Annotated in this window: 13 protein-coding genes; 3 read left to right on the top strand and 10 right to left on the bottom strand. The window is 59.3% G+C overall.

The window, feature by feature from the left end:
- Positions 1 to 6: 6 nt before the first annotated feature.
- The 8 genes from M5C71_RS05365 to M5C71_RS05400 all read right to left on the bottom strand — a co-directional run bounded on the left by M5C71_RS05365 (position 7) and on the right by M5C71_RS05400 (position 7,759).
- Positions 7 to 942 (bottom strand): transporter, encoded by a 936-nt coding sequence (locus M5C71_RS05365; protein WP_103496959.1) that lies wholly within the window; start codon positions 940 to 942, stop codon positions 7 to 9.
- A 69-nt stretch (positions 943 to 1,011) separates the two neighbouring features.
- Positions 1,012 to 2,004: a helix-turn-helix domain-containing protein gene (locus tag M5C71_RS05370; protein WP_103496960.1), complete on the bottom strand. Its 993-nt coding sequence runs from the start codon at positions 2,002 to 2,004 to the stop codon at positions 1,012 to 1,014.
- Positions 2,005 to 2,128: 124 nt separating this feature from the next.
- On the bottom strand, positions 2,129 to 2,515 hold the full coding sequence (gene pcaC, locus M5C71_RS05375) for a 4-carboxymuconolactone decarboxylase (protein WP_103496961.1): 387 nt from the start codon (positions 2,513 to 2,515) through the stop codon (positions 2,129 to 2,131).
- 14 nt (positions 2,516 to 2,529) lie between these two features.
- Complete coding sequence (locus tag M5C71_RS05380; protein WP_283093914.1) at positions 2,530 to 3,891, bottom strand: 3-carboxy-cis,cis-muconate cycloisomerase; 1,362 nt, start codon at positions 3,889 to 3,891, stop codon at positions 2,530 to 2,532.
- Positions 3,892 to 3,930: 39 nt separating this feature from the next.
- Positions 3,931 to 5,280, bottom strand: a complete 1,350-nt coding sequence (locus M5C71_RS05385) for an MFS transporter (RefSeq protein WP_103496963.1) — start codon at positions 5,278 to 5,280, stop codon at positions 3,931 to 3,933.
- Positions 5,281 to 5,358: 78 nt separating this feature from the next.
- Positions 5,359 to 5,961, bottom strand: a complete 603-nt coding sequence (gene pcaG, locus M5C71_RS05390) for a protocatechuate 3,4-dioxygenase subunit alpha (protein ID WP_103496964.1) — start codon at positions 5,959 to 5,961, stop codon at positions 5,359 to 5,361.
- A 12-nt stretch (positions 5,962 to 5,973) separates the two neighbouring features.
- A complete protein-coding gene (gene pcaH, locus M5C71_RS05395; protein WP_103496965.1) occupies positions 5,974 to 6,693 on the bottom strand; it encodes a protocatechuate 3,4-dioxygenase subunit beta in 720 nt (239 codons plus the stop codon).
- Positions 6,694 to 6,889: 196 nt separating this feature from the next.
- Positions 6,890 to 7,759, bottom strand: a complete 870-nt coding sequence (locus M5C71_RS05400; RefSeq protein ID WP_177098782.1) for a helix-turn-helix domain-containing protein — start codon at positions 7,757 to 7,759, stop codon at positions 6,890 to 6,892.
- Positions 7,760 to 7,914: 155 nt separating this feature from the next.
- Between M5C71_RS05400 and pobA the strand changes: the two genes are divergently transcribed.
- Positions 7,915 to 9,099, top strand: a complete 1,185-nt coding sequence (gene pobA, locus M5C71_RS05405; RefSeq protein ID WP_103496967.1) for a 4-hydroxybenzoate 3-monooxygenase — start codon at positions 7,915 to 7,917, stop codon at positions 9,097 to 9,099.
- Positions 9,100 to 9,121: 22 nt separating this feature from the next.
- Here pobA and M5C71_RS05410 read toward each other — a convergent pair whose 3' ends face one another.
- Positions 9,122 to 10,420, bottom strand: a complete 1,299-nt coding sequence (locus M5C71_RS05410) for an MFS transporter (RefSeq protein WP_103496968.1) — start codon at positions 10,418 to 10,420, stop codon at positions 9,122 to 9,124.
- 562 nt (positions 10,421 to 10,982) lie between these two features.
- Between M5C71_RS05410 and M5C71_RS05415 the strand changes: the two genes are divergently transcribed.
- Positions 10,983 to 12,236 carry an OprD family porin gene (locus tag M5C71_RS05415; protein WP_248767394.1) on the top strand — a complete coding sequence of 418 codons (1,254 nt, stop codon included), beginning with the start codon at positions 10,983 to 10,985 and terminating at the stop codon, positions 12,234 to 12,236.
- Positions 12,237 to 12,391: 155 nt separating this feature from the next.
- A complete protein-coding gene (locus tag M5C71_RS05420; protein ID WP_103496970.1) occupies positions 12,392 to 13,219 on the top strand; it encodes an NAD(P)-dependent oxidoreductase in 828 nt (275 codons plus the stop codon).
- A gap of 89 nt (positions 13,220 to 13,308) precedes the next feature.
- On the opposite strand, the gene M5C71_RS05425 is transcribed toward M5C71_RS05420, so the two are convergent.
- A complete protein-coding gene (locus M5C71_RS05425; RefSeq protein WP_103496971.1) occupies positions 13,309 to 13,809 on the bottom strand; it encodes an Lrp/AsnC family transcriptional regulator in 501 nt (166 codons plus the stop codon).
- Positions 13,810 to 13,927: the final 118 nt, after the last annotated feature.

Here is a 13,927-nt window from a genome sequence, read left to right on the forward strand (position 1 = left end):
CGGCCCTCAGAAGCTTTGGGAAACGCGCAAGGCGACGGTGTAGCCTTCGGCGCGGTTGCTCGCGCCCTGCTCTTTGTAAACGTGCAGCCAGAACGGCGGCAGTCCCGGCTTGAAGTAACTGAGCGCCGGCCCCACTGCCAGCACCCGGGCACGATTGCCGCGGGTCAAGCCCGGGGCATCGTCATCGGTGAACTGGCGGTAGTAATACCCGCCGATGCCGACTGTCCAGGGGCCGAAGTGTTGACCCACGGCGAACTCATGACGGTACTCCACGCCGTTCTTGTAGTGGGTGGCCGGGTTGCGCGTGTTGACGTCCAGCTCAAAGCTCGACGACACCTCGAAGCCGCTGTCGCTGATGTAGGTGCCGTTGACGATGGGGGAAAACGTCCAGTGATTGAGCCCTGGAGAAACCAGTCGGTTCTTGTCGTAGTCGCCAGTGGGAGTCTGGATCTGCAGCTGAGTGTTGATGAACAGGTTGGGCGACAGGTTCCATTGCAGAATCAGAGGCAGCAACTGCACATCGGCCATACGGAACGGATCGGCCGCCAGCTTCAATGGGCCGCCCGGTGTTGGCACCTCCAGAGAGGCATCCATCTTGAAGAAAGGCACCACCGCGCCAAAGCCGTATTTGGCACCCAACACGCTATAGTCCGTCATGCGCATATAGGCCAGGCCGAGGGACAGCACGTCGAGGGAGAACTTGTTGTCCACCGAGCGCCCCTGGCTGTCTTTCTGCACATGGGCCGAATAAAAGGCGGTGCGCAGGCCCAGGGTACCGAACGGCGTGGCCGGCGGCATCATCCCCGCCCCGAAGTCATAGACCCCCACGGCGGTGGTCGGTGCACCGTTTTCAGTCGCCTGCGCGGTGGCGCACAAACCGAACAGCGCCGAAGTGAGCAAGGTGACGCGGCGAATGCTTGAATTATTCTTGTGGTGATTCATCGAATGCCCCTCCCAATCAAATGGTGTGGGCCATCCTAGTAACGGTCCCGGGAAGCGGGTTATCCGTTTTCAGCACAGTTGATGGCGACGCAAGGTCTGCGATGGCGTCTCGCCGAACAGCGTCCGGTAATCGCTGGCAAAGCGACTCAGGTGCCAGAAGCCCCAACGTGCCGCCACCTCTTGCACCCCGTGCTCATAGGGGCGGTCACCCAGCTCGCGGCGCACCGCGTTGAGGCGCAGTGCCCGCAAGTAGGCCACGGGATTGATACCCAGGGTTTCCTGGAAACAGTACTGGAGTTTGCGCCGGCTGGCGCCGATGTGATTGCACAGGTCGAGGATCGACAGGGGCGCGTCCAGATGTCCCAGCGCATATTCCCGGGCACGATCGACCATGCGCTTGCGCGCCGTCGGATTGAGGGGTGGCGCCTGGTCCGGGGCCACCAGTTCCAGCAACCGCACCATCACCGCGTCGCGGATCCCATGACGAATCGCCTCATAACCCAGCAGGTTGTCGCGCCCCTGATCAGCACACGCCAACTCATCGAACAGCAGCGTCAGCTCGGCTTGCACCGAGGAAGTGCCCAAACGGTAACAACTGGGAAGATCGGTAATTCGAAACCTGCTGTCCTGGCGCTCCAGGACATGCTCCAGGGCCTGGATTTCAACCGCCACGCCCAACAGGTCCAGATGTTCGGGGATGCGCAGGTCAGGCAAATGCTCACCATGAGCCACCAGCAAGCTCTGCTCATGGATCGGATGCCCAGCACAAAACACCGGACCCTGTGAGCTCAGTGGCACGCTGAAGGTGATGGCCCCCGCCCAGGCGCTACCACTCTTGAGCATGGACTGATTGGTGCGGTCGCGCACCAGCTGCATCCAGCCGGCGCGGAATTCGATCAACTCGCCCTCGAAGCGCCCTGGCGTCATTTGGTCGTAACGCACCTGCCAGCCACCCATGTTACGCGCATGCTGATCGATATCATGGGTGTGATATCGCTGAATCGCTGAAGGCATGCTCGAAGTTGCCGTGGTGATTTCCACGGCTGAATTATTATTGTTCATGGACGGTTCCCGTTGAGCACACAAGGCTTACAGGCAGTTGCTCAGGCAAGTTCCATTCCGCGACATCGACCACTGGCGCTATTGTGCCGAAAATGGCTAATGACGACGCTGCAGTACCACTACCTCACGCCTGGGCATCCATCTCCGCCCAAACCGCCTCAGCCAGATGGAAGGTGGCGTTGGCCGCGGGAATGCCGCAATAGATCGCGCTCTGCATCAACACCTCCTTGATCTCGTCGCGGCTCACGCCGTTGTTTTTCGCCGCGCGCAAGTGCAGGCGCAGCTCCCCTTCGCGGTTCATGCCGATCAGCATGGCGATGGTGATCAGGCTGCGGGTGTGCCGTGGCAACCCGGGGCGGGTCCAGATATCGCCCCAGGCATGTCGGGTAATCATCTCCTGGAACTCGCCATTGAACGGCGTCAGATGTTCCAGACTACGATCCACATGGGCATCGCCGAGCACTTCGCGGCGCACTTTCATGCCGGCTTCATAACGTTGCTGTTCGTCCATTGCAGGATCCTTTTCTAAGGTTTGAAAGCGCGATGTTCGGCCAGCGCGCGTTGGACCCAGCGCTGTGACTGCCCCAGGTAATGAGCCGGGTCCAGCAGGCGGTCCAGCGCCTCGGCGGACAGTTGCGCGGTCACTTGCGGTTCGGCGCCGAGCACCTGGCGCAAGTGCTCGCTCTGCTCCACCGCACGGCGGCAGCATTGTTCGATCAGATGATGCGCCGCATCGCGGCCGATACGCTGGGACAAGGCAATGCTCACGGCTTCCGCCAGCACCAGCCCTTTGGTCAACTCCAGATTCTGCAGCATGCGCCCGGCGTCGACTTCCAACCCTGGCACCACCTGCAAGGCCTGTTGCAGCGAGCCGGACACCAGGCAACAGAGCTCCGGCAGGGTTTCCCATTCGGCATGCCACAGGCCGAGGCTGCGCTCATGTTCCTGCGGCATTGCGCTGAACATCGTCGCCACCAGCCCGGGGGCCCGGGTCGCCGCACCGATCATGACTGCCGCGGCGACCGGATTGCGCTTGTGCGGCATGGTCGAGGAGCCGCCCTTGCCCGGCGCGGCCGGCTCGAACACCTCACCCGCCTCAGTCTGCATCAGCAAACTGAGATCGCGTCCGACTTTGCCCAGGCTGCCGGCGATCAGCCCCAGCAGGCTGGCGAATTCCACCAGGCGATCACGCTGGGTATGCCAAGGCTGCTCAGGCAGGTGCAGACTCAACTCATCGGCCAGGGCTTCGGCCACCGTAAAAGCCTGGTCGCCCAAGGCCGCCAGGCTGCCGGAAGCCCCACCGAATTGCAGGCACAGAAAACGCGGTTTGACTTCAGCGAGACGCTGGCGATGGCGAGTGATAGCGCCCAGCCAACCGGCGATCTTCATGCCCAGGGTCACGGGTGTCGCCTGTTGCAGCCAGGTACGCCCGGCCAGCGGGGTGTTCGCGTGGCGCGCGGCCTGCTCGGCGAGCGCATCGGCCAAACGCCCCAGATCACCTTCCAACAGCGCGATGGCTGAACGCAGTTGCAGCACCAGGCCACTGTCCATCACATCCTGACTGGTGGCCCCCATATGCACGTAACGCTCAGCGGTCGGGTTGGCCACGGCAATCTTCCTGCCCAACGCCTTGACCAGCGGAATCGCCGAATTGCCGGCATTACCGATGGCCACGGCCAACGCGTCGACATCGAACAGCTGCGCGCTACAGGCCGCTTCGATATCACCAACGACCTCCTGGGGTATCAACCCTATGCTGGCTTGCGCGCGCGCCAGGGCGGCTTCGAAATCGAGCATGCCTTGCAACCGGCCTTGATCGGAAAAAATCGCCCGCATCGCCGGCTGGGTGAAATAGGCATCGAAAAGTTGATTCGTCGGTCTGTTCAAACCACAGCTCCAGGATTCATGAAAAACAATGAGGCGCTCTCAGGTCGCGTCTGCATGGCTGACCAGCCCCTTGATCACCACCGCGAGGGTCGCCAAGGCCGCCGGCACTACCAGCGCGGTCAGCACCTGTTCGAAGTTCCAACCCAGGCCCAATAACGTCGCCCCGGCCCAGGCCCCGAGGATCGCACCAAAACGACCGATACCGAGCATCCACGACACGCCGGTGGCGCGACCCTGGGTGGGGTAAAAACGCGCGGCCAGCGATGGCATCGCCGATTGCGCGCCGTTGATGCACATGCCGGCCAACAGCACCAAGGCGGCCAATACACTGACATGGCCCAGGCTCTGCCCCACCAGCCAGGCGAAGACGCCGGCCAACAAGTAAGCAATGCCAATGACCTTGTGCGGGTTGAATTTATCCATCGCCCAGCCCACACCCACCGCACTGAGCACACCGCCGAATTGGAACAGCGCGCCGATAAAGGCCGACTGCTCCATGCTCGCGCCGCTGTCACGCATCAGGGTCGGCAACCAACTGGTCAACAGGTAGACGATCACCAAACCCATGAAATAGGTCAGCCACAGCAGCAAGGTACCGGCGCTATAAGCCCCGGAGAAAATCACCTTCAGCACGTTGCGGCTCTGCACCACCGTCTGTTCCGGCACGCTGAAGCCGGTGGCCGCCGCGACCTCCAGCGGCGCAATCGGCGCCAGCACCTGGCGAATCCGCTCCACGCCACGATTGCGCACCACCAGGAAGCGTGCCGACTCCGGTAACCGGAACAACAGCACCACGGCCAGCACCAGGGGCAGGATCCCGCCGAGCATCAGCAGGCTGTGCCAACCCAGCAGCGGAATCAGCTTCGCCGAGACGAACCCACCACAGGCCATGCCCAGATTGAAACCGCAGAACATGCTGGTCACCAGCAACGACTTGAGCCGCTCGGGGGTGTATTCGGAGAGCAGCGTGGTGGCATTGGGCATTGCCGCCCCCAGGCCCAGGCCGGTCAACAGACGCAGGGCCAGGAGTTGGTCGATATTGCTGCTGTAGGCCGACAGTAGACTGAACACGCCAAACAGAAACACCGCCACCACCAGCACCCCCTTGCGCCCGAAACGGTCGGCCAGGGGGCCGGAACCCAGGGCACCGAAGACCATGCCGATCAGCGCGGCACTCATCACCGGCCCCAGGCTGGCGCGATCGATGCCCCAGTCCTGGCTCAAGGCCGGGGCGATAAAGCCCATGGCCGCGGTGTCCAGGCCGTCGAGAAAGACGATCAGGAAACACAGGAGCACCACCCGCCATTGATAGCTGGACAGTGGCTTGGTGTTGATCAACAACTGAACATCAAGCGTGCCCGCCACAGGCACAGGGGCTAATAACGACATACAGACATTTCCTTCTTCTTATTATTATCGGGTCGCTTGCATCGGCAAGCGCCCTGCAACTGCACGCAAGCCACAACCTTAGAAGTCGAAGAACACCGTTTCCGCCTCGCCTTGGACATGAATGTCGAAACGATAGGCCAGCTTGCCGTCGACCGTGCAACGCCTGGCAATCAAGGTTTCACGGCGTTGCGGCTGTTCGATCAGATTCAATACCGGATCGAGCGCATTGGCCTGGGCCTCGTCGTCGAAGTACAGGCGGGTCTGCAAGTGGATATTGATGCCCCGGGCAAACAGCGAAACGTTGATATGGGCCGCCATGGGTACCCCCGCGGCGTTGTTCAACGTGCCGGGCTTGATGGTGTTCAGCGTCCACTCGCCGACATCCGTGGTCGCGGTGCGGCCAAAGCTGTTGAAGGGCTTTTCCAGGTTGTAATCGCTGTCATAGACGCCTTCGTGGTTGGCCTGCCAGAACTCCAGGAACGAATCGCGAATCAGATGGCCATTGCCGTCGTAGACGTGCCCCATCAGCAGAATATGCTCGCCCGGCGCACCGGGTTTGGCCATCTCGTTCCAGATTTCCTGCTCGCGGGGCGGGTTGCCGGCAGCCTCCAGCGCCAGGCCGATATGCACATAAGGCCCGGCGGTTTGCGAAGGGGTTTCAGGCAGAAGTTGAACGGGCATGTGCGTGCCTCCTCAGCGGTTTTCGAAGTGGGTCTTGCGCTGGCCGCGCAGAACGATATCAAAGCGATAAGCCAGGCAATCCATGGGATTGGCCAGGCTCATATCGAGCCTGGCGATCAGGCTCTGCACCGCTTCCGGATTGGCGATCGACTTGACGATCGGGCACATGGGGATAAGCGGATCGCCTTCGAAATACAGCTGGGTGATCAAGCGCGTGGCAATCGACGGGCCGCTGATGGAGAAGTGGATATGCGCCGGACGCCAGTCGTTGGGACCGTTGCGCCACGGGTACGGACCGGGTTTGACCGTGCGGAAACTGTAATGACCGTCACGGTCGGTCAGGGCCCGGCCAACGCCACCGAAATTCGGGTCGATGGGCGCCAGGTAGCTGTCTTTCTTGTGTCGGTAGCGACCACCGGCATTGGCTTGCCACATCTCCACCAGGGTATGCGGGACCGGCTTGCCGTATTGGTCACAGACGCGACCGGCGACGATGATGCGCTCGCCGATGGGCAGGCCGCCCTGGTTGAAGTTCAACAGCAGATCATTATCGTGCACGCCCATCTTCAAATGGGAAAAATCCGGGCCGCTGGTTTCCGACAGGGACTGGGGAATGCTCACCAGGGCCTGGCGCGGGGAACGCAGGATCGAGGTCTTGTAGTCAGGCGTCAGGGCTTTGGGGTGCCAATTGCGGTCACGAATGACGAAGCGGCTGTTGTCCGCATCAGACATGTCGGGCTCCTTATTGTTAGAGGTAAGAGCTGCTTGGATAGCAGTCTGTCCCTCAGTCTCCTTTGATAGTGCCCCCGCCAAAACTGAAAAAACCAACTTCATCCATATCCAAATGGTTATGGATAATGATCCTCGCGATATTCCAGCCCTACTTCGCGCAACACCTCCACACGCCGCCTTCGAGATCTGGCATCCGCTAACGCTGGATGCGGAATTGTTTCGGTGACTGCCCCGTGCCGCGCTTGAAAAAGCGCGAGAAGTAGGCCGGTTCGGAAAAGCCCAGGCTGTCCGACACCTGGTTTATGGTCATGGCGGTGTAGACCAGATCGCGCTTGGCTTCCAGCAGCAGCCGCTGGTTGATCATCTGCAAGGCCGATTGCCCGCAGAGGCGTCGGCACAAGGCATTGAGGTGAGCCGTGCTGATCCCCAGCGTCGCCGCATAGTGTTCGATGGGTAGATGCTCGCGAAAGCGCAGTTCCAGTGTCCGGGTGAACATCTGCAAATGCTCGCGGCCCCGTTCAAGCGGCAAGGCGTCCGGCGGCGTGCGCTCCAGACTGCGGCGACTGAGCCAGATGGACAGCACCGTGATCAACGATTGCAGCATGGGATCACGGCCGGGCTGGTGTTCACCGTATTCCCGGGTGATGGCTGAAAACAGCGTGTCCAGATACGAATGCGCGGAGCCGATCGGGTAACAGGCCGCCGTGGTCAATACCGGACTGTTGAGCGAAGCGCCGAGCTGTTCGGCCAGGGGCTGTGCCAGGCTGAGTACGTGGCCTTGGATATCCTCGGAGAACTTGAAGGTGTGCACGCACAGCGCCGGCACGACTTGCAGCGCAGCGGAATCGATGTGGTGGATCTCGTCTTCGACCTTCAGTGTCGCCTGCCCTGCCTGCACGTAGAGCAACTGCACCAGGTCGCTGTGCCGGTGGGGTTTGATTTCCCAGCCATGCAGTTTGCTGCGCTCGGGGATCGACTCGCAATGGATCAAGTCAGGGGTCGGCCAGGCGCCGGTCTCGCCGTAGAGCTTGAACACCGGAACAGGCACAGCGGATGATTTCGACATCTACCTCCCCTCCGCAACGATCCACGAAAAGTCCATGGAATGCATCGGATATTGCCTTCATATCCGCACTTTAGCCACTAAAAATACAGGAGACAAAAACAACAGTGCCCGACAAGGCCCAACGCCTTCAGCGGTACCAGACAGGACTACCCTCCATGAAAACCCAAGTCGCTATCATCGGCTGCGGCCCCTCCGGCCTTTTGCTCGGTCAACTGCTGCATCGTGCCGGCATCGACAACGTCATCGTCGAACGCAAGAATCCCGAATACATCCTCTCGCGAATTCGCGCCGGCGTGCTGGAACAAGGCATGGTCGATCTGTTGCGCGAAGCCGGTGTCAGCGCGCGCATGGATGCCGAAGGCCTGGTGCATGACGGCTTCGAACTGGCCTTCGACGGACGCTGTGAACGCATCGACCTCAAGGCACTGACCGAGGGCAGAACGGTCATGGTCTACGGTCAGACCGAAGTCACCCGTGACTTGATGGACGCACGCGCCGCCGTGGGCGCAACGACTCTTTACGAGGCCGAGAATGTGCAGCCCCACGGCATGCAGAGCGACAATCCTTACGTGACCTTCGAACATCACGGCGAGACCGTGCGCCTGGACTGCGATTACATTGCCGGCTGCGACGGCTTTCACGGTGTATCCCGACAATCGATACCGGCAGAGACGCTGAAGATTTTTGAACGGGTCTACCCCTTTGGCTGGTTGGGAATCCTGGCCGACACCCCGCCGGTCAGCCATGAACTGATCTACTCCAACCATGAGCGAGGCTTCGCCTTGTGCAGCATGCGCTCGCCGATGCGCACCCGTTATTACGTGCAAGTGGGCGCCGAGGAAAAGGTCGAGGACTGGTCGGACGAACGTTTCTGGGAAGAGCTCAAGCGCCGTTTGCCAAGCGCTATCGCCGAGCAATTGGTCACGGGCCCCTCGATTGAAAAGAGCATCGCGCCGTTGCGCAGCTTTGTCGTCGAGCCCATGCAATATGGTCGACTGTTCCTGCTCGGCGATGCGGCCCATATCGTTCCGCCCACCGGCGCCAAAGGCTTGAACCTGGCGGCGAGCGATGTCAGCACGCTGTACCGGATCCTGCTCAAGGTTTATCGCGAGGGTCGCACCGACTTGCTGGAGAAATACTCGCAAATCTGCCTACGTCGGGTCTGGAAAGCCGAACGCTTCTCCTGGTGGATGACCTCGATCCTCCACCGTTTTCCTGATACCGATACCTTCAGCCAGCGTATCCAGAAGAGCGAACTCGATTACTTCACAGGCTCGGCCGCCGGACGCAAGACGATTGCGGAAAACTATGTCGGGCTGCCCTATGAAGCCATCGAGTAGCGCCAGCGCCTGGGCACCCGGATCAACAGCCCGCTGCGGATTGAGCCACTCCAGGTGCTGCTGACTCGGGTTCTGGCGTAATCGCACGAGCGACATTCCAAACCACGATGGCAGCAACAATGTCAAAAATGGCCAGTACCACGAACAATGGGCTGTAGCCGATTCTTGTCACTAAAACGCCGAACACCAGTGTGAAGGCCGCGGCGCCCAGGTATCCGAACATACCGCCCATGCCCGTCGCCGTGGCCACCTCGTTTTTGCCGAAAGAGTCCGAAGTAATGGCATACAGCGCCCCCGACAAGGTCTGGTGGGCGAAGCCGCCTACACACAGCAACGCAATGGCCGTGTAAGGGCTGTCTACCAGGCCAATGCAGGCCGGACCGATCATGCAGGTACAGCCAAACAGCAACACCAGCTTGCGCGACGTAAACAGCGACACCTTGCAGTAGCGATGAAACAACGGGCTCAGGTAGCCCCCCAGCACACAGCCAATATCGGCTGCCAGGAAGGGCAGCCAGGCGAACATGGCGATCTCCTTGATGTTCATGTGCCGCTCGGTCATCAAGTACAAGGGGATCCAGGCATTGAACGTCTGCCAGGCGGGTTCCGAGAGAATTCGGGCCGAGGCAATCGCGTAGAAATTACGACTGGTGATGATCTTCTTCCAACTGCCTTTTTCCGGGGCGGCATCTTTGAAGTGAGATTCCTGGCCGGCCAGAATGTAATCACGCTCGGCGTCGTTCATATGGAGCTGATCACGCGGGTGCTTGTACAACAAAAGCCAGAGCCCGCTCCAGACGATACCCAGCCCACCGACGATCAGAAATGCCAATTGCCAGCCGCTTTGCAAAATGGCCCACACCACCAGCGGCGGCGCGAGCAGAGCCCCCACGGATGAGCCGATATTGAACCAGCCAATGGCGACCGAGCGTTCTTTGGCTGGAAACCATTCGGTGGTGGCCTTCACCCCGGCAGGCAGACCCGCAGCCTCGGTCAGTCCAAGCACGCCGCGTACAAATGCCAGACTTTGCCAGCCCGTAGCCAGTGCCGCCGAGGCACAGGCCGCCGACCAGGCTATGGCGAAAATGGCAAAGCCCATTTTGGTGCCAATGGCATCGATGATGTACCCGGCCACGGGCTGCATCAGCGCATAGCTGATTTGCCACGCGACCACGATGTGCGAGTACTGCTCGGTGGAAATACTCAACTCGCTCATCAGCGTTGGCGCGGCCACTGACAAGGTGTTGCGGGCTAGATAGTTGACGATCAGACCTGCTGTCACCAGCCCGACCATCCACCAACGGATGCCTTTGATTTTCATCCCTTCACCTTAATTATTTTTAGATTGGAGGTGTACATGCTCCGCGCCTGGCGGCAGGAGTTGTCCTTACTCTTAGGAAGCAAAATCGTCATACGTCATCGTACAACAAATCATTTTATAGCCAGTTCATCTCCGTGCTGTCAATCGGAAAAACAACCGCCTCCATTACAGACCTTACCCGTCCCTATTCAGGCTCCTTAAATACGGCTCTACCCGGTATCGCCATCGCTTGCTTTTCGGTCTATTGACAATAGCGCAGGGATATTTTAATAATCGAAATATGTTGTACGACAACGTATGTCAAAGATAAAAATAAAAAAGGAGATATTGATGACGCTTCCCTCCCCTTACGCCCCTTTCCTCTCGCTGGCATCCAAAGGGCCGTTCGCTCCAAATCACGCGCACCTCCTTGAAAGCGATTTCATGAACCACCTAGCACGCTAGTCAGACACGACTCGACTCCCGTTCAAGTCGCCATGGTGGCCCCATACCGTTTTCCGCTCACAGAAGGCCATTCATGGCGCATGCGGAATGCGTTCGCTTAACAAGGAGCACAACAATAATGACAATCCGTCCTACTCGACTCACCACTACGCTCGCGGCGACAGGCTTGATCCTTGCCCTCCCGCAGACGTGTAGCGCAGAAGGCTTTCTCGACGATTCCCAAGCCGGCCTGAATCTGCGCAACGCTTACTTCAACCGAAACTTCACCAATCCGGCTCATAAGCAGAGCACCGCCGCAGAATGGACACAGAGCTTCATTCTTGATGCGCGCTCAGGCTTCACGCCCGGGACGGTCGGTTTCGGGATGGACGTTCTGGGCCTGTATTCGGTCAAGCTGGACGGGGGAAGAGGTACCGGCGGTACACAGTTGTTGCCACTGGACAACGACGGTGAGCCTGCCAGTAACTTCGGTCGACTGGGCGTGGCCGCGAAGGCGAAGATTTCCAGGACGGAGCTGAAGATCGGCGAATGGATGCCGGTGTTGCCGATCCTGCGCTCGGACGACGGTCGTTCGCTGCCGCAGACCTTTCGCGGCGGCCAGATCACCTCGAAGGAAATCGATGGCCTGACCCTTTACGGGGGGCAGTTCCAGGACAACAGCCCACGCAACGACTCGAGCATGACCGCCATGTCCATGAACGGTAAGCCGGGCATCACCTCCGACCGCTTCAACTTCCAGGGTGGCGAATACAGCTTCAACGACCAGCGCACCCTGATCGGCGTGTGGAATGCCCAGCTCAAGGACATCTACAGCCAGCAGTACATCAATCTGGTGCACAGCCAACTGCTGGGCGACTGGACCCTGGGCGCCAACCTCGGTTTCTTCTACGGCAAGGACGACGGCAGCGCCCGGGCCGGCGAACTGGAGAACAAGACCTGGTCCGGGATGTTCTCGGCCCGGTACGGCGGCAACACCTTCTATCTCGGCTTGCAGAAGCTCACCGGTGACAGCGCCTGGATGCGGGTCAACGGTACCAGCGGCGGTACCCTGGCCAACGACAGCTACAACAACAGTTACGACAACGCCCGGGAGAAATCCTGGCAGTTGCGCCATGACTACAACTTCGTCGCGCTCGGGATACCCGGCCTGACACTGATGAACCGCTATATCAGCGGGGACAATGTCCACGCCGGAGGCCGGGACGATGGCAAAGAGTGGGGACGGGAATCGGAGCTGGCCTACACCATACAAAGCGGAACACTCAAGAATCTCAACGTGAGATGGCGTAACTCGAGCATTCGCAGCAACTTTAATATCAATGGTTTCGATGAAAATCGCCTTTTCATCAGCTACCCGATCTCCCTGCTCTAAAACCGCAGATGCTGAAGCCTTGGCCGCGGACCTGGTGCGGCCGAGGCCATCTTGCCTGCAACCCGCGTTGACAGCCTTGAAAGTGGCTGCCGACAATCAAACACTTTGTACGACAACCCACAATGCAACCATGAATACCTGAGAGTGACCCACCAATGACGACCGAAACGACGGCGCATCAACCCTTTAATCGCCTTCTGTTGACAGGTGCCGCAGGCGGACTCGGCAAGGTACTTCGCCAGCGCCTGCGCCCGTTCACCAGGATTCTGCGCCTCTCCGACATTACTGAAATGGCACCCGCGCTGGACAAGAGTGAAGAGCTTCAGCTCTGTGACCTTGCCGACAAACACGCCGTTGACCAATTGGTCGAAGGCGTGGATGCCATCCTGCATTTTGGCGGCGTTTCGGTGGAGCGCCCCTTCGAAGACATACTCGGCGCCAACATCTGCGGCGTATTCCACATCTATGAAGCAGCACGTCGCCACAATGTAAAACGAGTGATTTTCGCCAGCTCCAATCATGTGATCGGTTTCCACAAACAGGGCCATCGACTGGATGCACACTCCCCGCGTCGCCCCGACAGCTACTACGGTTTGTCCAAGTCGTACGGCGAAGACATGGCCAGCTTCTATTTCGATCGCTACGGCATTGAGACCGTCAGCATCCGTATCGGCTCTTCGTTCAGCGAACCGCAAAACCGCAGAATGATGAGCACCTGGTTAAGTTACGGTGACCTGACCCAATTGATCGAGTGCGCGCTGTATGCACCGAACGTAGGTCATACAGTGGTCTATGGCGTCTCGGACAACCAGAACCTGTGGTGGGACAATTGCCATGCCGCGCATCTGAATTTCAAAGCCCGGGACAGCTCCGAGCCATTCCGCAGCCAGGTCGAGGCTCAACCGATGCCGCCGGCAGATGACCCCAGCCTGGTCTACCAGGGTGGTGCCTTTGTGACGTCAGGCCCCTTCGGCGATGACTGAGGCCGTTTTTTTCCGAAGAGGCCTTGAACAAAAAACGACAGGTGCTACGTCAAAGGATGGTTGGAAAATGTGATTTAACCACTGCCAATTCACTCTTTGCTCGATTTGGGTATCGCTATACGGCTACTGGTCTTGACCTCGCGTAAAGCCAGACTGGACTGGATGGACGCAATACCCACCTGACGCCTGAGCACCTGCTCGATGAAGTCACTGTAGCTATCAAGATCCTCCGCCAACACTTGCAACACATAATCGGCATCGCCGGTGATCTTGTGACAGGACAACACCTCAGGCAATTGCGCAATCACCGCCTCGAAGGCGTCCGGTGCATGATCGGCATGGGTGGAAAAACGAATGTGCACGAACGCCATGATATCCAGCCCGAGCATTCGCCGATCAAGGTTGGCCTGATACCCCTTGATGACCCCGGCCTCCTCCATTCTCTTGCGCCGCCGCCAGCAAGGCGTAAGGCTCAATGACAGCCGCTCACTGAGTTCAGAGTTGGAAATACTGGCGTCCTCCTGCAACAACTCAAGAATCGCCAGGTCGGTCTCATCGAGACTGATGCGCTTGGATATTTTTTTCTGCATGACGCCATTCCTGAGTAGAAACGCCCGAAAAATCTAGAAAACCACGAAAACAAAGCAAAGAAATCGCATCCCAGCCGGAACAGAATATTTGCACTGGCTTAGATTAACGGATGCGCAG

The organism is Pseudomonas sp. MWU12-2345, assembly GCF_023242385.1.
Taxonomy (GTDB): domain Bacteria; phylum Pseudomonadota; class Gammaproteobacteria; order Pseudomonadales; family Pseudomonadaceae; genus Aquipseudomonas; species Aquipseudomonas gingeri_D.

Coding starts and splice junctions, on each gene's coding strand:
- pcaG (WP_103496964.1), bottom strand. CDS start 5,961: ATGCCCGTTCAACTTCTGCCTGAAACCCCTTCGCAAACCGCCGGGCCT.
- M5C71_RS05385 (WP_103496963.1), bottom strand. CDS start 5,280: ATGTCGTTATTAGCCCCTGTGCCTGTGGCGGGCACGCTTGATGTTCAG.
- M5C71_RS05400 (WP_177098782.1), bottom strand. CDS start 7,759: ATGTCGAAATCATCCGCTGTGCCTGTTCCGGTGTTCAAGCTCTACGGC.
- M5C71_RS05410 (WP_103496968.1), bottom strand. CDS start 10,420: ATGAAAATCAAAGGCATCCGTTGGTGGATGGTCGGGCTGGTGACAGCA.
- pobA (WP_103496967.1), top strand. CDS start 7,915: ATGAAAACCCAAGTCGCTATCATCGGCTGCGGCCCCTCCGGCCTTTTG.
- M5C71_RS05370 (WP_103496960.1), bottom strand. CDS start 2,004: ATGAACAATAATAATTCAGCCGTGGAAATCACCACGGCAACTTCGAGC.
- pcaC (WP_103496961.1), bottom strand. CDS start 2,515: ATGGACGAACAGCAACGTTATGAAGCCGGCATGAAAGTGCGCCGCGAA.
- M5C71_RS05365 (WP_103496959.1), bottom strand. CDS start 942: ATGAATCACCACAAGAATAATTCAAGCATTCGCCGCGTCACCTTGCTC.
- M5C71_RS05425 (WP_103496971.1), bottom strand. CDS start 13,809: ATGCAGAAAAAAATATCCAAGCGCATCAGTCTCGATGAGACCGACCTG.
- M5C71_RS05420 (WP_103496970.1), top strand. CDS start 12,392: ATGACGACCGAAACGACGGCGCATCAACCCTTTAATCGCCTTCTGTTG.
- M5C71_RS05415 (WP_248767394.1), top strand. CDS start 10,983: ATGACAATCCGTCCTACTCGACTCACCACTACGCTCGCGGCGACAGGC.
- pcaH (WP_103496965.1), bottom strand. CDS start 6,693: ATGTCTGATGCGGACAACAGCCGCTTCGTCATTCGTGACCGCAATTGG.